This window comes from Microbacterium sp. NIBRBAC000506063, assembly GCF_017968845.1.
Classification (GTDB): domain Bacteria; phylum Actinomycetota; class Actinomycetes; order Actinomycetales; family Microbacteriaceae; genus Microbacterium.
Window position 1 is genome coordinate 90,168 of sequence record NZ_CP072876.1, and the last position, 16,790, is coordinate 106,957.

Here is a 16,790-nt window from a genome sequence, read left to right on the forward strand (position 1 = left end):
AAGGCGCCGCGAAACGGTCCGAAAGTTATCCACAACACGACGGATGACCCCCGCCGAGATGTCGGGATAACCCGCATCCGCGGGCCTGTTCCCGGCCGATAGACTGAGACCTCCCGCGGGAGTGGTGAAATTGGCAGACACGCAGGATTTAGGTTCCTGTGCCTTCGGGCGTGGGGTTCAAGTCCCCCTTCCGCACGAGGGACGAGGGGTCGGTCCGTAGGATCGGCCGCGTCGTCGCTCATCCGGACGGTTGGCCCTTGTACGCCTGGGCCCCACCGGCCAGAGGCTCCATGCGCCGCGCAGCGGCGGGTGGAGGGGCCGGAGGGACTCAAGTCCCCCTTCCGCACACGGTTCCCGAACCCATCGACAGGCTCACATGCACCCGCTCAACCTCATCCCCTGGCTGGATCCGCAGAACATCATCGACGCGGCCGGCCCGTGGGCCCTGCTCGTCGTGTGCGGCATCGTCTTCGCCGAGACGGGTCTGCTCGTGGGCTTCCTCTTCCCCGGAGACACCCTGCTGGTGATCTCGGGCCTGCTCACCCACACGAGCAACGTTTTCGGGGTGAACGTCTGGATCGTCGCGAGCCTCATCGCCCTCTCCGCGATCGTCGGCGGTGAGGTCGGCTATCAGATCGGGCACAAGGGCGGCCCGGCGATCTTCGAGCGCAAGGATTCCGGGATCTTCAGCACCGAGAACGTGCGGCGCACGAATGCGTTCTTCGAGCGCTTCGGCGGCATCACGATCATCCTGGCGCGCTTCGTGCCGATCGTGCGCACCTTCGCTCCGGTCGCGGCGGGCATCGGTCATATGCCTCGTCGCACATACTCCTTCTACAACATCGTCGGTGCGGTGATCTGGGTTACGGGTTGACCCTGCTCGGTTATGTCATCGCGTACATCCCTGGATCCGCGATCTCGTCACCGCCTACATCGACCTCATCCTCCTCGCGGCCGTCGGCGGCACGGCACTGTTCGTGCTGATCCACTACCTGCAGGAGCGCCGCAAGGTCAAGCGCGCCCAGGCAGCGGCGCACGAGGGCGAAACGCCTCTCGCCTGACGCCGGCTCAGGACGCCGTCTTCTTCGCGGCCTTCTTCTTCGTACCTCCCTCGCGCTGGGCGCGCGATCGTTCGACGCTGGCGCGGAGCGCCTCCATGAGGTCGATGACCTCGCCGCCGGCATCCGCCTCCTGCTCGCCGAAGGTCTCCACCGTGTCGACCGCATCGCCCTTCTCGAGCTTCGCCTCGATGAGGGTGCGCAGCTCCTGCTGGTACTCGTCGACGTAGTTCTCGGGGTCGAAGTCGCTCGCGAAACTCTCCACGAGCGCCGCCGACAGCTCGAGCTCCTTGGCCGAGACCCGCACCGGCTCCTCCAGCGCCGGGAAGGTCGCCTCGCGCACCTCGTCGGCCCACAGCAGCGTCTGCAGCACCAGCACGTCGTCGCGGACGCGCAGGGCGGCGAGCCTCGTCTTCTGCCGCAGCGAGAACCGCACGATCGCGGTGCGCTCGGTCTGCTCGAGGGTCTTGCGCAGTAGCACGTAGGCCTTGGGCGAGGTGGAGTCCGGCTCCAGATAGTAGGCGCGGTCGAGGGTGAGCAGATCCACCTGCTCGCTCGGCACGAACTCGACGACCTCGATCTCTCGGCTGCGCTCGGAGGGCAGCGACTTCAGGTCGTCCTTCGTGAGGATCACGGTCCGTTCGCCGTCGTCGTAGGCCCGATCGATCTCCTTGTAGGGCACGACCTCGCCGTCGAGCTCGCACACGCGCTGGTAGCGGATGCGGCCGCCGTCCTTCTCGTGCACCTGGTGCAGCGGCACGTCGTGGTCCTCGGTCGCCGAGTACACCTTCACGGGCACGTTCACGAGACCGAACGTGAGCGCCCCCTTCCAGATCGCTCTCATAGCGTTAGCAGACACCATTTCGCGCCCGATTTCCAGGGGGATGTACGGCGCGCGCCCGCCATGGTAGGGATGGGCTATGCCGAAGGAGCAGACGGTGCGGGTCGCGGGCGGATGCTGCGCGTCACGAATCTCGACAAGGTGCTGTACCCGGCGACCGGCACCACCAAGGGCGAGGTGATCGACTACGTCACCCGCATCGCCTCTGTCATGATCCCTCACCTCACCGGGCGCCCGGTCACCCGCAAGCGCTGGCCCGACGGCGTCGGCACGGCCGAGAACCCGGGAAAGTCCTTCTTCACGAAGGACCTCGAGCGCGGCACCCCTGAATGGATCCATCGGATGCCGATCGAGCACGCCACCGGCGTCAAGGAGTATCCGCTCGCCGATGATCTCCCCACTCTCGTGCACCTCGCGCAGATGGCAGCGCTGGAGTTGCACGTGCCACAATGGCGTTTCCAGGCCGACGGCGGTAGGCGCCCGCCCGACCGTCTCGTGCTCGACCTCGATCCCGGGCCGGGCGCCGGGCTCACCGAGTGCGCCGAGGTGGCTCGCCTGGTTCGCGAGATCCTCGCCGGCATGGGCCTGGATCCGGTACCGGTGACCAGCGGCAGCAAGGGCATCCACCTGTACGCGGCGCTCCCAGGCACGCAGACGAGCGAAGAGGTCGCCGCCGTCGCCAAGGCGCTCGCGCAGGCGCTGGAGGCCGATCACCCCGATCTCGTCGTGAGTTCGATGAAACGGGCGCTGCGGGAGGGCAAGGTGCTCCTCGACTGGAGCCAGAACAACGGCTCCAAGACGACGGTGGCCCCCTACTCGCTGCGCGGGCGCCTGGAGCCGTGGGTCGCCGCGCCGCGCACCTGGGAGGAGCTGGACGACCCCGATCTGCGCCAGCTGCTTTTCGCCGAGGTGCTCGAGCGGGTCGAGGACAGCGGCGACCCCATGGCCGCGCTGGGCTTCCATGCCGGAGGGCGCGGTGCCGACAGCGGACCGCTGGCCGCCTACATCGCCAAGCGCACGGCGGGCAGGACTCCGGAACCGGTCCCCGCGGATGCCCATCCCGAGGTGGCCCTGCCTCCCGGCGAGCTCCCGCGGTTCGTCGTCCAGGAGCACCACGCGACCCGCCTGCACTGGGATCTGCGCCTCGAACGCGACGGCGTGCTGGTCAGCTGGGCGGTGCCGCGGGGCATCCCCGAGACCGCGACGCGCAACAACCTCGCGATCATGACCGAGGATCACCCCCTGGAGTACGCCGAGTTCGCCGGCACCATCCCGAAGGGCCAGTACGGCGCGGGCACCATGACGATCTGGGACGAGGGCCGCTACGAACTCGAGAAGTGGCGCGACGACGAGGTCATCTTCACGCTCGAAGGGCAGCCCGGCGGGCCGCTGGGCCGGGTGCGGCTCGCCCTCATCCGCACGCAGGGCGAGGGCGAGAAGTCGCAGTGGCTGCTGCACCGGATGAAGTCGGACCCTTCGACCCGGCTCAGGGGACTGCCGCGGGCGCCCCCAGCGCGACGGCGGGCCCGTCGCGGCATCCGTGCAGGCCGATGGACCGCCGCTTCTGCCGATGCTCAGCACACCCGCGACTCCGGGCCTGGCGCGTGCAGCCTCGAAGCGTTGGGCGGACGATGGCGCGGCCTGGGCGGAGATGAAGTGGGACGGTATGCGTGCGCTCGGCGTCTGGGACGGCTCCCGGCTGCGGTTGCGGGCGCGCACCGGAAGCGACGTCACCGCGAAGTACCCTGAGCTGACGGCAGTCCCCCTCAGCCGGGTCGAAGGGTCCGACCCGGGATTCGGTGAGCCCTGCATCGTCGATGGCGAGATCGTCGCGCTCGACGCCCGCGGGCGGCCGAGCTTCCCGCTGCTGCAGAAACGGATGAACCTCACCAAGAAGGAGGAGATCGCACGCGAGATGCCGCAGACACCCGTGCGTTATCTCCTCTTCGACGCGCTCTCCCGCAATGGCGAGGATCTCCGCCCGCTCCCCCTTGCCGAGCGGCGCGTGGCCCTGGAGGAGATCGGTGCGCACCTGGGGCCGCCGTTCGCCGTTCCCCCGGTCTTCGAAGACGTGGACGATGCGATCGAGGAGAGCCGTCGCCTCGGCCTGGAGGGCGTCGTCGTGAAGGATCCGCGCTCCGCCTATGCCGACGGCGAGCGCAGTGAGAACTGGCTCAAGGTGAAGTTCCTGCAGACGCAGGAGGTCGTCGTGGGCGGAATGCGGCCGGGCAAGGAGAGCCGGGCGTCGACCTTCGGCTCCCTCCTGCTCGGCATCCCCGACGACGGCGGCCTGCGGTATGTCGGGCGGGTCGGCACCGGTTTCTCCGACCGAGCGCTCGCCGACCTCCACACACGCCTGGACGCCCGTCGGCGGAAGACGAGCCCCTTCGTCGAGGTGCCGGACGACGTCGCCCGCGACGCGGTGTGGGTCCGTCCCGATCTCGTCGGCGAGGTCGAGTTCGCCGAGTTCACCCCGGACGGCGTCCTGCGGCACGCCCGCTGGCGCGGCATCCGCTCCGACAAGCGACCCGAGGATGTGCGACGCGAGACCACGTGACGATCACACCCGCGTGAGGATCCCCCCGACAGCGTCTCGGAGGATCGCGTCGGCCTCGTCGTGCGTGAGGCGTTCCTCGCCCGGCGACATGAGACCGATCCCCACACCGTCGATCAGCGCCAGCAGCAGACGGACGTGTCGCGGGACGCGAGCGCGCTCCACGACCCCTCCTCGGCGAGTTGCTCTAACCAGAGGGTGGCCCGATGCCTTCCGCGACTCACGAGCAGCGCCCAGACATGCAGGACCTCTGGGGAGGCGTCGGGCTGCAGCACGGCCGTGACTTGGGCGACCCACTGGGCGAGGGAGAGTTCGTCCGCACCGCGCGGGGAAGAAACTGCCACAGGCACTCGACGAGCCGGTCTTCGGCGGAGACCGCGGTCTCGGCGATGCGCAGGTCACGGAGGTTCGCGTCGAACGTGGCGCCGAGCACCGCATCGTGCAGCTCCTGCTGCGTCGGGAAGTAGTGCCGCAGCGTGCTCGCCCCGATGCCGGCCCGCGTCGCGACGGATCGCACGCTCACCGCGGCCAGACCCCCGGTTGCGGCGAGCTCACGTGCGGCGGCGAGAATCTGCTTGCGTCGATCGACCACTGCCCCGTCCTTTCGATTAGCACATCGTACTAGTACGGTGTGCTAACATCAATCCTGCCCATTGGCACAGTGTACGAGAACGTGAGATCCAGATGACCGAGGCCCTCCAGAGCTTCACCGAGTCCCTCCCGACAGCGCTCCAGTGGCTGGGGCTCATCCTGCTGGGGGCGATCCCCTTCGTCGAGTCCTACCTCGGCTCGATCATCGGTGTCTTCGCCGGCGTGCCGCCGGTCATCGCGATCGCCGCGGCGGTCATCGGCAACGTCCTCTCGATGCTCGTCTTCGTGCTGGCCGCCCACGGCATCCGCTCCCGCGCCACCCGCGACCGCGATCCGCAGGAGCTCTCGCCCCGCCGCCAGAAGCTCAAGCAGCGCTTCGACCGCTACGGCGTCGCCGGAGTCAGCCTGCTCGGCCAGCTGGTTCTGGCAAGCCAGCTCACCTCGGTGGCCCTCGTGTCCTTCGGCGCTTCGCGCAACGCGGTGATCTTCTGGCAGACGGTGTCGATCACCCTGTGGGGCATCGCCTGCGGACTGCTCGCGGTCGGCGGCATCAACCTCTTCGCGGGGCGCTGACGTCCGCCTCGGGGGTGACCGCGGTCTCCCCCGGGGCGATGCCGCGCGCTCTCCCGTACCAGACCACGAGAGCGGCCAACGCCGCGATCAGCACCGCGATTCCGACGATGTAGCCGGCGACGCCCAGGTACCCGCCCGGCACCTGGTGCGGATCGAGGAACGGATAGGGATACCACCACGGGTCGCCCGTGAGGGCGCTGTGATGAGCGGGCCGCGGACGAGCGTGTACACAGCCCAGACGATCGGGTAGCCGACGATGATCAGGATCGCTCCCCAGCCCAGCCGCCTGCGGCGAGGAGCGACGAAGAGATCGATCGCGAGGTAGACGGGCGCGATCACGTGCAAGACCTCGTTCGACCAGGGGACGGTAGCGCCCTGCGGCAGCTCGATCCCGCGCAGCAGGGTGTTGTAGACGATCCCCGTCGTGAGCATGTAGGTCGTGGCGGCCGCGAGCAGCACGGCGAACCAGCGCGGCTCGGGCACCGTCAGATCGCGCGTGCGCAGGAGCAGCACGCCGCCGATCAGCAGCGCCGCGCAGGCGATCAGATTCGACTGGATCGTGAAGAAGCTGAAGAAGTTCGCCGCCGCCGTGGGGACCACGGGGGCCGGTCCGCGTAGAAGGCCATCGTGACCTGCAGTTGCGCCCCGATGGCTGCGGCGATGAGCACAGCGGTGCCGAGCCTCATCACAATGAAAACCCCGCGCATTCGGATCCCTCTCTCCTCGGACTCGCCGCTCCCTACGCTAGCGGCTCCCCGCCGCGACCGAGAAGTGATGAGGGCTCAGGCGTGCGCGTCCTCGCATTCGGCGCGGCCGGCGGGTTCGAGTTGGAAGGTCGAGTGCTCGACGTCGAAGTGCTCGGCCAGGCACTCCTGCAACTGCTCGAGGAGTCCGGCGGCACCGCCCTGCGCGAGCACAGCGGGGTCGACGGCGACATGGGCGGTGAAGACGGGCGCACCGCGGGTGAGCTGCCAGACGTGCACATCGTGGACGCTCTCCACGCCCGCAAGGCCCAGGATGTGCTCGCGGATCTCGCCGACGTGCGTGCCCTTCGGCGCCGATTCGGCGAGCACGGAGAAGACCTCGCGCAGCAGCGAGAGCGCGCGGGGATGATGAGCACGGCGATCACGAGCGAGGCGATCGCATCCGCCGGCATCCATCCGGTCGCGACGATGACGACGGCGGCGACGATGACCATCGCCGAGCCGATCAGGTCGCCCAGCACCTCCAGGTAGGCGCCGCGCACGTTGATGCTGCGCTTCTGCGCCGAACTCAGCAGCCACAGCGCGAAGGCATTGGCGAGCAGACCGATCACGGCGACCACGAGCATGGGCCCGCCGAGGACCTCGACCTCTTCGGGGCTCACGAGCCGTCCGATGCCCTCGATACCCACCCATGTCGCGAGCGCGAGCAGGATCGTGCCGTTGATGAGCGCGCCGAACACCTCCGCGCGCTGGTAGCCGAAGGTGCGCCGGTCATCGGCGGGCCGCGAGGCGACCGTGCTCGCGATGAGGGCGATCACCAAGGCCGAGGAGTCGGCGAACATATGCGCGGCATCCGCCAGCAGCGCGAGCGACCCCGTGAGGATCGCCCCGACGACCTGCACGACCATGACAGTCGCCGTGACGGCGAGCGAGATCGCGAGGAGGCGGCGGTTGCCCGCCGATCGGATGCCTGCGGCAGGCGCGTGATCGTGCATGCCACCAGGCTAGGCCGGTTCCGCACGCGAGAGGCCGGTCAGGGGCCGTTTCCGCCTAGTCGGGAAGGGTAACGATTCTCAGTAGCGCGGAAGGTCTTCCAGCAACGGCACGAGCGCCTCGAAAGCGCGGGCGCGGTGCGACTGGGTCTGCTTCTCCTCGGCGGTGAACTCCCCACCGTGCGCTCGGCGGCATCCGTCTGTCCGTCCGGGATGAAGATCGGGTCGTAGCCGAAGCCGCCCTCCCCGGAGCGCTCGGTCGCCAGGCGCCCGGGCCACCTTCCCTCCACCGTGTGCTCGGTGCCGTCGGGGGCCACCAGCGCGATCGTCGAGACGAACTGCGCCGCGCGGTGGGGGTCTGCGATGTCCGAGAGCTGGTCGAGCAGCAGCTCGAGGTTCGCCGTGGCGTCCTTGGCATGGCCCGCCCAGTACGCCGAGAACACACCGGGTGACCCGCCGAGCACGTCGACGCAGATCCCCGAGTCGTCGGCGAGCGCGGGAAGACCGGTGTGAGCGGATGCCGCACGCGCCTTGATCAACGCGTTCTCGGCGAAGGTGACGCCGTCTTCGACCGGCTCGGGGCCGTCGTAGCCGACGACCTCCAGGTCCGGGCGCACCCGTGCGACGATCTGGGCGAACTCGGCGACCTTGTGCGGATTGTGGGTCGCCAGGACGACGCGCGCGCTCACCGAGCGGCCTCCAGTGCCGCCAGTTGGTGCGCACGCAGGTCGGCGCAGCCGTTCACGCCGAGCTCCAGCAGCGCATCGAGCTCGCGCTTGTCGAAGGGCGCGCCCTCAGCGGTGCCCTGCACCTCGACGAAGAGGCCGCGGCCCGTGACGACGACGTTCATGTCGGTCTCGGCGCGCACGTCCTCGACGTAGGCGAGGTCGAGCATGGGCTCGCCGTCGATGATGCCGACCGAGACGGCGGCGACGGAGTCGTGCAGCACCTGCGCCTTCTGGGGATGAACTTCTTCGCCCGGCCCCACTCGATCGCATCCGCGAGTGCGACGTAGGCGCCGGTGATCGCCGCGGTGCGCGTGCCGCCGTCGGCCTGCAGCACATCGCAGTCGATCACGATCGTGTTCTCGCCGAGGCTCTTGGTGTCGACGACGGCGCGCAGCGCGCGGCCGATCAGTCGCGAGATCTCGTGCGTGCGCCCGCCCAGGCGGCCCTTGACGCTCTCGCGGTCGTTGCGGCTGTTCGTGGCCCGCGGCAGCATCGCGTACTCGGCCGTCACCCAGCCCTTGCCCTTGCCGGTGAGCCAGCGCGGCACGCCGTTGGTGAACGACGCCGTGCACAGCACCTTCGTGCCGCCGAAGCTGATGAGCGCCGAGCCCTCGGCGTGCGCGCTCCAGCCGCGCTCGATCGTGATGGGGCGGAGCTGGTCGGTGGTGCGGCCGTCCGCGCGGACGATGTCGGTCATGGGGATCCTTCGGGTGTGTTCAGTCCAGAGCGGGCAGGTCGATGACACCGGTCTGCACGAGCTGCACCTCGCGCACCTCCCCGCCCATGAGGCGGTTGGCGAGACCGGTGAAGTCCGCGGCGGAGTCGCCGGTGGCTTCGTAGACGATCGTGGGCCGGGCATCCGGCGGCGCGAGCAGGCCACCGCGCACGAGCTGACGGTAGACGCTGTTCGCCGTCTCGTCGTCGCTGGAGACGAGGGTGACGCCCTCCCCATGACGTAGCTGATGGCGCCGCGCAGGAAGGGGTAGTGCGTGCAGCCGAGCACGAGCGTGTCGACGCCGGCGTCCTTGAGCGGGGCGAGGTAGCCCTCGGCGGTGGCGAGCACCTCGGGTGTACCGGTGATCCCGGCCTCGACGAACTCGACGAAGCGCGGGCAGGCGGCGGTGAACACCTCGAGCCTCTCGTCGACCTCGAGCATGTCCTGATAGGCGCGGGAGGCGATCGTGCCGACCGTGCCGATGACACCGATGCGGCCGTTGCGGGTCGTGGAGATCGCGCTGCGCACGGCGGGCCCGATCACCTCGACGACGGGAACGCTGTAGCGCTCGCGTGCATCGCGCAGAAGAGCGGCGGATGCCGTGTTGCAGGCGATCACGAGCATCTTCACACCCTGATCGACGAGGGTGTCGAGCACCTCGAGCCCGTAGCGGCGGACGTCGGCGATGGGCTTGGGACCGTAGGGAGAATGGGCGGTGTCGCCGATGTAGACGATCGACTCTCGCGGCAGCTGGGCGCGGATCGCGCGGGCCACCGTGAGCCCGCCGACGCCCGAGTCGAAGATGCCGATCGGTGCGTCGTTCACCTTCCCAGCCTACCCGGCCGGATGCCGGTCGCTCACTAGACTGACGCCATGCGATGCACTGAGCGACGGCAGGAGTCGAAGTGACCGCCTCCACGGCCCTGCTGACCGACCGCTACGAACTGACGATGCTGAGCGCGGCACTGCGCGATGGCACGGCGTCCCGCCCCTGCGTCTTCGAGCTCTTCTCCCGCCGACTCTCCGGCGGACGTCGCTTCGGCGTCGTCGCCGGCACCGGCCGCCTGCTCTCGCTGCTGCGCGACTTTCGCTTCGGCGACGACGAACTGCGGTTCCTGCGCGATGAGGGAGTGGCGGATGCCGAGACCCTCCGCTATCTGGAGGACTACCGCTTCACGGGGTCGATCCAGGGCTACCACGAGGGCGAGATCTACTTCCCCGGTTCCCCGATCCTCACCGTCGAGGGCAGCTTCGGCGATGCCGTCGTGCTCGAGACCCTCGCGCTGAGCGTGCTCAACCACGACTCGGCGGTCGCGACCGCCGCGAGCCGGATGAGCATCGCCGCCGGCGACCGCCCACTGGCCGAGATGGGCTCGCGCCGGGCCGCCGAGCAGTCCGCCGTCGCCGCCGCCCGCGCCGCCTACATCGCCGGCTTCGACGCGACGAGCAACCTGGAGGCGGGCCGCACCTGGGGCATCCCGACCATGGGCACCGCCGCCCACTCCTGGACGCTCCTGCACGACTCCGAGGAAGACGCCTTCCGCGCACAGGTCGCCGAGCTCGGCGTCGACACGACCCTCCTCGTCGACACCTACGACACCGCCGAAGGCGTGCGCACCGCGATCCGGGTCGCCGGCACCGAGCTGGGCGGCGTGCGCATCGACTCGGGCGACCTGCCGCTGGTCGCCGCCGAGGTGCGCGAGCTCCTCGACTCGCTGGGCGCCACAAGCACGAAGATCACGGTGACCAGCGATCTCGACGAGTACGCGATCGCAGCCCTCGCCGCATCCCCCGTCGACTCCTACGGCGTGGGCACCTCGGTCGTCACCGGCTCCGGCTACCCGACCGCCTCGATGGTGTACAAGCTCGTCGCCCGGCAGGATGCCGCAGGTTCCTGGGTCGGCGTCGCCAAGGCCTCCGCCGACAAGGGATCCCAGGGCGGCCGCAAGGCCGCGTTCCGGTCGCTGTCGAACGGGACGGCCACGGCCGAGACGATCACGGTCTCGGACGGCTTCGAGCCGCTGGGCGCGGCAGTTCCCCTGAGCCTGGTCGAAGGGTCCGACTTCCCCGATGCCCGCCCGCTGCAGGTGACGCTCGTCGAGGCCGGCGAGATCGACACCGCGTACGAGGGCGCAGCCGGCACCGAGCGCGCGCGTGCGCACCACCTGCAGGCGCGCGAGGAGCTTCCCGTGCGGGCGCTCGCGCTCAGCAAGTCGGATCCGGCGATCCCGACTGTCTTTCTCGACGTCGAGTGAATCCGCGCGTCACTTCGTGAGCGACTCGTAGATCTCTTTGCACGTCGGGCACACGGGGAACTTCTCGGGGTCGCGCCCCGGCGTCCACTTCTTGCCGCACAGCGCGCGCACGGGCTTTCCCGTGATCGCCGATTCGAGGATCTTGTCCTTCTTCACGTAGTGCGAGAACCGCTCGTGGTCACCGGGCTCGATGGTCTCCTCGCGCAGGAGTTCTTCGAGTTCGCGATCGAGGATGGCGGTGCCGCCCTCTCCGGGGCTGTCCAGCGGAGTACTCATAGCCCAGATTCTAACCGCGCCCCGGCGCTCGCGGGTGGCGTCAGTTGGTTTCGACGAACTCCATGAGCCGCTCGCCGCGGCGGGAGTAGATGAACGAGCCGAGAAGGAGGCCGATCACGAGCACGCCGCCACCGGTCACGATGCCCGTCCAGAAGGTCTGAGTGGCGTGTCCGCCCCGGGTGATCTCCAGATACAGGAACCACAGCGTCGGAAGACTCAGCGCCAGCGCCCCCAGCAGAGCCGTGGCGTGCCCGAAGGCGCCGTGGCCGGAGGAGCGCTGCGGCTGCTGGAAGGGGCTGTCTCCGGGCCGGGAGACCGCATAGGGGGCGCTGACCGACACGATGCTGGACAGACCGAGCCCGCACAGGAACAGGCAGGCGACCGTGGCGATGAGCGACGGCAGCAGGCTCCAGTCCCCCATGATCGTCAGCGTGACCGAGAGCGCGATCGCGAGCGTCGGAACCGAGACCAGCACGATGGGCACGAGCCTGCCCAGCCGATCCGCGACGCCGCCGACGCCGCTGGCGACGTGGATCCAGAAGGCGGTCGAGTCGTAGGCGACGTCGTTGTGCGGCAGCCATCCGAAGAAGAGCGCCATCACCAGCACCGGCACGACCATCACGAGCCGCTCCGGGAAGCCCGCGACCAGAAGGGGCAGCACGGCGAGCACCCCGGCGACTGGGACGACCAACATGTTCACGATGTAGCGACGGTCGCGCAGCCAGTAGATGAGGCTGCGTGCCGCGATCGCGCCGAAGGCGTTCGAGGGCAGCACCGCGAACCAGCCGAGACCCGAGCGCTCCTTGACCGTGGTCGGGCGTTCGGTCGAGGTGAGCAGGAACCGTGCGACCCACGACCACAGCGCCCACAGTGCCCGAGAGTGACGACCGCGATGGTCCCGCTCATCCAGGCGACCACGGGGTCGCCTGCGGCGATGGCGAAGACGGATGCCGCAGCAGGTGCGAGCGGTGTGAAGCCGAGGGCGAGGGTGGCCGCCGCGACGGCGTCCGGGATCCTGCTGCCCCACTCCTGGGAGGCGAGGAAGATCGCGACCGGGAAGGCGATCACCGTCACCCCGAGCGCGAAGAGCGTCGTCAGCTCGCGCGGCCGGCGCTCCGGCAGCAGGATCGCCCCCACGCCCATCCCGATCCGGGCGGCGAGGAGAACCGACGCGGTGCCGATCGCTCCGAGGAGCGCCGCGAGCGGCCAGGGCGTGCCGTGCGCCACGGCAACGATCGACGCGCACACGGCGGTCGCGAGGAGCGCGGCGGCCGGGACGCTGATCAGCCCGGCGAAGGCGAGGAGCAGCGGCATCCGACGCTCGTCGGCGCCGAAGACGATGAAGCGGCGCGGGTCGAGGGGATCGCGTGCGCCGGTGAGGATCGGCACGAGGAAGAACGCGAGGAAGAGGACGACCGACCCGAGGACGATGACCGTGCCCGCCACGGCGGTGGGCGCATCGCGCAGCGAGAGCACGCCGTGGCAGACCGCGACCGTGCCGGCGACGACGGCGATGAGTCCGAAGATCGTGCGCGTGCGTCGTTCGCCGTGCAGCGCGCCGATGAGCAGGTCGAACCTCAGTCGGAGAACGTGTGCAACCACTCGAGCCCTCGACCTCTCCGATTCCGCCGGCCAGTTCCAGGAAGCGCGATTCGAGCGACTGGCCGTCGCTGATCTCCTCGACGGTGCCCTCGGCGAGCAGCTCGCCGTCGACGATCACGGCGATGCGCGAGCACACGCGTTCGACGAGGTCCATGCCGTGACTGGAGAGGATCACCGTGCCGCCGTGGTCGACATAGGCGCGCAGGATGTCGAGGATGACCCCCGAGGCGACCGGGTCGACCGACTCGAAGGGCTCATCGAGGACGAGCACGCGCGGCGAGTGGATCATGGCGCCCGCGAGCATGAGCTTCTTGGTCATGCCCGCCGAGAAGTCGGAGACGATCCGGCCGAGCGAGTCGCTCAGGTCGAAGGCCCGGGCGAGGTCGGCCGTGCGGCGGTCGATGACCTCGGCGTCGAGTCCGCGGAGAAGACCGTAGTAGCGCAGCAGCTGACGCCCCGTGAGACGGTCGAAGGTGCGCAGGCGGTCGGGCAGGATGCCCATGATGCGCTTGGCGCCCTGGGGATCGGTGGCCTGGTCGATGCCGACGACCTCGACGGTGCCGGCATCCGCCCGGAGGAATCCGGAGATGATCGAGAGCGTCGTGGTCTTGCCGGCGCCGTTCGGGCCGACGATGCCGTAGAAGCTGCCCGCCGGGACGGTCAGATCGATGCCGCTGAGCGCGGTGAAGTCGCCGAAGCGCTTGACGAGACCGCGCGCGATGAGCGCGGGGGTGCGTCGGGATCGATGACGGATGCCGCAGCAGATGCCGCAGGCGCCCGAAAGATCTCGGGCTCGGGCTCGGGCTCGGGCTCGGGCTCGGGCTCGGGAGCAGTGTCCGACTCCTCCTCCGCGAGCGGGACTTCGTCGATGAGAGGGACCTCTTCGATGAGAGGTGCCTCCTCTACGGGAGGCGCTTCGTCGACGGGTGCTTCCTCTGCGACCGGCGTCTCGTCGACCACCGGCACCTCATCGATCGGCCCCTCTTCGACGACAACGTCGTCCTCCGCCACGGATTCGAGCACGTCTTCGGCGGCCGGCTCGTCCTTGACGGCCGGAACGGTCGCCGGCAGCGGAGGCGGCACGAGCGCGTCATAGTCGATCGGCCCGGCCGCCGGCGCGGTCGTCGCCTCCGGCTCCTCCGACGGTTCCTCGACGGCCTTCGCCGCGGGCTTGCGTGCGGCGGCGGGCTTGCGTGCAGGGGTCTTCCGGGGCGCGCGCTTGCGCGCCGGCTTCTTCGTCGCCGGCTTCTCAGCCGCGAACGGCTGGTCGATGATCTCGGCGGCGTCAGCCTGGTCCTGCAGCGAATCCGTCACACATCCAAAGGTAGCAACGCCCGGCCTGTTCCTCCCCTGGTCGCCGTGACTATTCGTCATCCTCACAGGAAACGCATTGCGGCATCCGATTCCTGAGTGTTCCCCGTGCACTCGATCACAAAACGGCAACGCCGGCACACCTTCTCCCTGCCCTCCCAGCCTGAATCGCTAACATGGCGACGGCACGATGAGGTGTCCCGCTCATGAATGGGCGGTGAATTCCACCTCTTACAAGGAGCTTCTTCGTGACACTTCAGACCGTGATCCTCGCTGCGGGCATGGGCTCGCGCCTCGGGCGCGCCCTGCCGAAGCCCCTCACCGAACTCAGCGACGGCCGCACGATCATGCAGCAGCAGCACGACAACATCCGTGCCGCCTTCGGCACCGATGCGCGCATCACGACGGTGGTCGGCTACCGCGCCGAGACCATCATCGACGCCTTCCCCAAGGTCTCGTACGTGCACAACGAGCGCTACGACCAGACGAACACCTCGAAGAGCCTGCTGCGTGCGCTGAGCACGACGGGCCGCGGCGGCGTGCTCTGGATGAACGGCGACGTCGTCTTCGACCCGATGATCCTCGGCCGCGCGATCGAGCTCATCGAGCGCGACCAGTCGTTCGTGACGGTCAACACCGCCAAGGTGAGCGACGAAGAGGTCAAGTACACCGTGACCGCCGAGGGCTTCATCGACGAGCTCTCCAAGACCGTCGAAGGCGGGATCGGGGAGGCCGTCGGCATCAACTACATCTCCTCGTCCGACAAGCGGGCGTTCATGCGGCAGCTTCAGCGCGTCGACGACCAGGACTACTTCGAGCGCGGCCTGGAGCTCGCGATCGCCGAGGACGGCCTGCTCGTCGAGCCGATGGACATCTCCGACCTGTACGCGGTCGAGGTCGACTTCGCCGAGGATCTCGAGCGCGCCAACCAGTTCGTCTGAGCGACCCGCGTTCACCGGGCGAGTCGAAGGCGAGTCGGCACGCAGCGCAAGCACGCTGTGGGCAACTTTCCGGCATCCGTCTCTAGACTTCCTCTTGATGGCCAAGAAGGTGCACACGATCCACTCCCTCCCCGGCGACGCGCCGTGGGACAAGGGCGTGCCTCCGCACGGCTCCCCCGAGCATCCGCTGACGATCCGCGGACTCGATCGGGTGCTGGCGATCCAGCGACCGCTCGTGCTGGCGCACATCCGCAGCATCCGTCTCCGGCATCCGGATGCGACACCCGCCCAGATCGTGCGCATCCTCGAGCGTCGCTATCTGGCCGCGGTGACCACGGGCGGTGCCGCGGTCGGCGCCACGGCGGTGATCCCCGGCATCGGCACGGGCGTGACGCTCGCCCTGTCGGGCGTCGAGACGGTCGGCTTCGTCGAATCGACGACGCTGTTCGCGCAGTCGGTCGCCGAGGTGCACGGCATCCCCGTGAACAACCCCGACCGCGCCCGGGCCCTCGTGATGACCCTCATGCTCGGCAAGGAGGGCGTCGACCTCGTCGCGCAGCTCGCGAAGCAGGCCGCCGGCAAGGGCGCGGTGCGCTCCTCCTACTGGGGTGAGATCGTCACCTCATCGCTGCCGCGCGCGGCGGTCGGGCCGCTGGCCGATCAGCTCAAGAAGAGCTTCATCCGCCAGTTCGCCGGCAAGGGCGGGGCCTCCTTCATCGGCAAGGCGCTGCCCTTCGGCGTGGGTGCGGCGATCGGCGGCGCGGGCAACAACATCCTGGGCCGCCGCGTGCTGACGAGTTCGCGGCGCGCGTTCGGACAGGCGCCGGCCGAGCTTCCCGCCGACCTCGAACCGGTGCCGGGCACCCTGCGTCTGGAGTATCGGATGCTGAACGGCGCCCGATTCGTCGGAGGCGCCGTCGCCGGTGCCGCCGGGGTCGCGGCGCGCGGTGTGGGTGCGGCGGCGCGCGGTGTCGGATCCGCAGCGCGGAAGGTCGGCAGGCGCGGTTCGCACGACGAACTCACCGCGGAGGCCGAGGAACACGGGTCCTTCCGGGTGCCCCGCGACGGCACCGATGACCGGGACTCCTCCCGGTCGTCGGACGAGACCACCCGCGACCAGACTCTTCCCGGTCGTTGAGCGAGGACGCCGCAGGCGACCGAGCGGTGTACTGAGCAAGCGCAGCGCGTCGAAGTGACGAAACGCGGTGAGAACGCCGCGAGAGGTCCCGACGTCCTCTCCACCATCGCGGCTTTCGCCGAGTATTCCCCAGGTCCCGGCGGCGGGTCTCCTCTCGCTGTAAGAGCTGTCGGTGCCCGCTCATAGCGTCGCGGCATGCTGAGACCTCTTGACCCCTTCGAGTCCCCCGCTCCCCTCGCCTATCGCGTGCCGTGGCGCGTCGATCGCGGCGACGAAGCGCATCCGATCGTCCACAACGATGGCGCCGAGCCGGCCGATTTCGTGCGCGTCACCTACGACGATGCGCGATGCGTCGGCGACACCGACCTGCTCGGGCAGCTCGCGCCCGGCGAGTCCTTCGAACTGTGTCTCTGCGGCGCCGACCTCGACTCGATCGTGGTGGCGGTCGCGTGGTTCCGGCCGTCGGACGGGCTTGAGTATGTGTGGCGGTTCGTGGTGTGAGATCCAATTG

Annotated in this window: 15 protein-coding genes, 1 tRNA gene and 6 pseudogenes; 9 read left to right on the forward strand and 13 right to left on the reverse strand. The window is 69.4% G+C overall.

Annotated elements, in window-relative coordinates; all coding sequences use genetic code 11:
• Positions 1-115: 115 nt before the first annotated feature.
• Positions 116-195: transfer RNA gene (locus KAE78_RS00525), tRNA-Leu, on the forward strand.
• A gap of 181 nt (positions 196-376) precedes the next feature.
• Positions 377-1,061 (forward strand): annotated as a pseudogene (locus KAE78_RS00530) (DedA family protein).
• 7 nt (positions 1,062-1,068) lie between these two features.
• Here the strand turns inward: KAE78_RS00530 and KAE78_RS00535 are convergent.
• On the reverse strand, positions 1,069-1,902 hold the full coding sequence (locus KAE78_RS00535) for a Ku protein (RefSeq protein ID WP_223171344.1): 834 nt from the start codon (positions 1,900-1,902) through the stop codon (positions 1,069-1,071).
• 69 nt (positions 1,903-1,971) lie between these two features.
• Here KAE78_RS00535 and ligD (KAE78_RS00540) point away from each other — a divergent pair, with 69 nt between their 5' ends.
• Complete coding sequence (gene ligD, locus KAE78_RS00540; protein ID WP_411155964.1) at positions 1,972-3,648, forward strand: non-homologous end-joining DNA ligase; 1,677 nt, start codon at positions 1,972-1,974, stop codon at positions 3,646-3,648.
• Positions 3,566-4,456 (forward strand): non-homologous end-joining DNA ligase, encoded by an 891-nt coding sequence (gene ligD / locus KAE78_RS00545; RefSeq protein WP_411155965.1) that lies wholly within the window; start codon positions 3,566-3,568, stop codon positions 4,454-4,456. The genes ligD (KAE78_RS00540) and ligD (KAE78_RS00545) overlap by 83 nt, the downstream gene beginning before the upstream one ends.
• Positions 4,457-4,459: 3 nt before the next feature.
• Here the strand turns inward: ligD (KAE78_RS00545) and KAE78_RS00550 are convergent, their stop codons facing one another.
• Together KAE78_RS00550 and KAE78_RS00555 are read right to left on the reverse strand one after the other, a co-directional pair.
• Positions 4,460-4,618 (reverse strand): hypothetical protein, encoded by a 159-nt coding sequence (locus KAE78_RS00550; RefSeq protein WP_223171346.1) that lies wholly within the window; start codon positions 4,616-4,618, stop codon positions 4,460-4,462.
• 55 nt (positions 4,619-4,673) lie between these two features.
• Positions 4,674-5,045 (reverse strand): TetR/AcrR family transcriptional regulator, encoded by a 372-nt coding sequence (locus tag KAE78_RS00555; RefSeq protein WP_223171347.1) that lies wholly within the window; start codon positions 5,043-5,045, stop codon positions 4,674-4,676.
• Between the two features lie 92 nt (positions 5,046-5,137).
• Between KAE78_RS00555 and KAE78_RS00560 the strand changes: the two genes are divergently transcribed.
• Positions 5,138-5,617: a hypothetical protein gene (locus KAE78_RS00560; RefSeq protein WP_223171348.1), complete on the forward strand. Its 480-nt coding sequence runs from the start codon at positions 5,138-5,140 to the stop codon at positions 5,615-5,617.
• An 87-nt stretch (positions 5,618-5,704) separates the two neighbouring features.
• On the opposite strand, the gene KAE78_RS00565 is transcribed toward KAE78_RS00560, so the two are convergent.
• The 5 genes and pseudogenes from KAE78_RS00565 to murI all read right to left on the reverse strand — a co-directional run bounded on the left by KAE78_RS00565 (position 5,705) and on the right by murI (position 9,581).
• Positions 5,705-6,217, reverse strand: a complete 513-nt coding sequence (locus KAE78_RS00565; RefSeq protein WP_223171349.1) for a Pr6Pr family membrane protein — start codon at positions 6,215-6,217, stop codon at positions 5,705-5,707.
• Positions 6,218-6,399: 182 nt separating this feature from the next.
• Positions 6,400-7,316, reverse strand: a pseudogene (locus KAE78_RS00570) (cation diffusion facilitator family transporter).
• Positions 7,317-7,394: 78 nt separating this feature from the next.
• Positions 7,395-8,002 (reverse strand): annotated as a pseudogene (rdgB, locus tag KAE78_RS00575) (RdgB/HAM1 family non-canonical purine NTP pyrophosphatase).
• Positions 7,999-8,738 (reverse strand): annotated as a pseudogene (gene rph / locus KAE78_RS00580) (ribonuclease PH). The pseudogenes rdgB and rph overlap by 4 nt, the downstream one beginning before the upstream one ends.
• A 19-nt stretch (positions 8,739-8,757) precedes the next feature.
• Positions 8,758-9,581 (reverse strand): annotated as a pseudogene (murI, locus tag KAE78_RS00585) (glutamate racemase).
• Between the two features lie 80 nt (positions 9,582-9,661).
• Here murI and KAE78_RS00590 point away from each other — a divergent pair.
• The gene (locus KAE78_RS00590) at positions 9,662-11,011 is read left to right on the forward strand and encodes a nicotinate phosphoribosyltransferase (RefSeq protein WP_223171350.1); all 1,350 of its coding nucleotides are present in this window, start codon (positions 9,662-9,664) and stop codon (positions 11,009-11,011) included.
• Between the two features lie 9 nt (positions 11,012-11,020).
• Here the strand turns inward: KAE78_RS00590 and KAE78_RS00595 are convergent, their stop codons facing one another.
• The 5 genes and pseudogenes from KAE78_RS00595 to KAE78_RS00615 all read right to left on the reverse strand — a co-directional run bounded on the left by KAE78_RS00595 (position 11,021) and on the right by KAE78_RS00615 (position 14,203).
• Entirely contained in the window at positions 11,021-11,287 is a 267-nt protein-coding gene (locus KAE78_RS00595) for a DUF3039 domain-containing protein (protein ID WP_223171351.1), read from the reverse strand.
• Between the two features lie 40 nt (positions 11,288-11,327).
• Entirely contained in the window at positions 11,328-12,062 is a 735-nt protein-coding gene (locus KAE78_RS00600) for a hypothetical protein (RefSeq protein WP_223171352.1), read from the reverse strand.
• Positions 11,984-12,889 (reverse strand): hypothetical protein, encoded by a 906-nt coding sequence (locus KAE78_RS00605; RefSeq protein ID WP_223171353.1) that lies wholly within the window; start codon positions 12,887-12,889, stop codon positions 11,984-11,986. The genes KAE78_RS00600 and KAE78_RS00605 overlap by 79 nt, the downstream gene beginning before the upstream one ends.
• 307 nt (positions 12,890-13,196) lie before the next feature.
• Positions 13,197-13,655: pseudogene (locus KAE78_RS00610) on the reverse strand (ATP-binding cassette domain-containing protein); the annotation flags it as partial.
• Positions 13,550-14,203: a hypothetical protein gene (locus tag KAE78_RS00615; RefSeq protein WP_223171354.1), complete on the reverse strand. Its 654-nt coding sequence runs from the start codon at positions 14,201-14,203 to the stop codon at positions 13,550-13,552. The pseudogene KAE78_RS00610 and the gene KAE78_RS00615, both read right to left, overlap by 106 nt.
• 245 nt (positions 14,204-14,448) lie before the next feature.
• Here KAE78_RS00615 and KAE78_RS00620 point away from each other — a divergent pair, with 245 nt between their 5' ends.
• The 3 genes from KAE78_RS00620 (at position 14,449) to KAE78_RS00630 (ending at position 16,780) form a co-directional block, all read left to right on the forward strand.
• A complete protein-coding gene (locus tag KAE78_RS00620; RefSeq protein WP_223171355.1) occupies positions 14,449-15,141 on the forward strand; it encodes an NTP transferase domain-containing protein in 693 nt (230 codons plus the stop codon).
• 97 nt (positions 15,142-15,238) lie between these two features.
• Positions 15,239-16,279 (forward strand): hypothetical protein, encoded by a 1,041-nt coding sequence (locus tag KAE78_RS00625; RefSeq protein WP_223171356.1) that lies wholly within the window; start codon positions 15,239-15,241, stop codon positions 16,277-16,279.
• A gap of 246 nt (positions 16,280-16,525) precedes the next feature.
• Complete coding sequence (locus KAE78_RS00630) at positions 16,526-16,780, forward strand: hypothetical protein (RefSeq protein ID WP_223171357.1); 255 nt, start codon at positions 16,526-16,528, stop codon at positions 16,778-16,780.
• The last annotated feature ends 10 nt before the right edge of the window (positions 16,781-16,790 follow it).

Excerpts from the sequence above, each read along its gene's own strand:
- KAE78_RS00535 (WP_223171344.1), bottom strand. The coding sequence starts at position 1,902 with ATGAGAGCGATCTGGAAGGGGGCGCTCACGTTCGGTCTCGTGAACGTG.
- ligD (WP_411155965.1), top strand. The coding sequence starts at position 3,566 with ATGCGTGCGCTCGGCGTCTGGGACGGCTCCCGGCTGCGGTTGCGGGCG.
- KAE78_RS00595 (WP_223171351.1), bottom strand. The coding sequence starts at position 11,287 with ATGAGTACTCCGCTGGACAGCCCCGGAGAGGGCGGCACCGCCATCCTC.
- KAE78_RS00625 (WP_223171356.1), top strand. The coding sequence starts at position 15,239 with ATGGCCAAGAAGGTGCACACGATCCACTCCCTCCCCGGCGACGCGCCG.
- ligD (WP_411155964.1), top strand. The coding sequence starts at position 1,972 with ATGGGCTATGCCGAAGGAGCAGACGGTGCGGGTCGCGGGCGGATGCTG.
- KAE78_RS00560 (WP_223171348.1), top strand. The coding sequence starts at position 5,138 with ATGACCGAGGCCCTCCAGAGCTTCACCGAGTCCCTCCCGACAGCGCTC.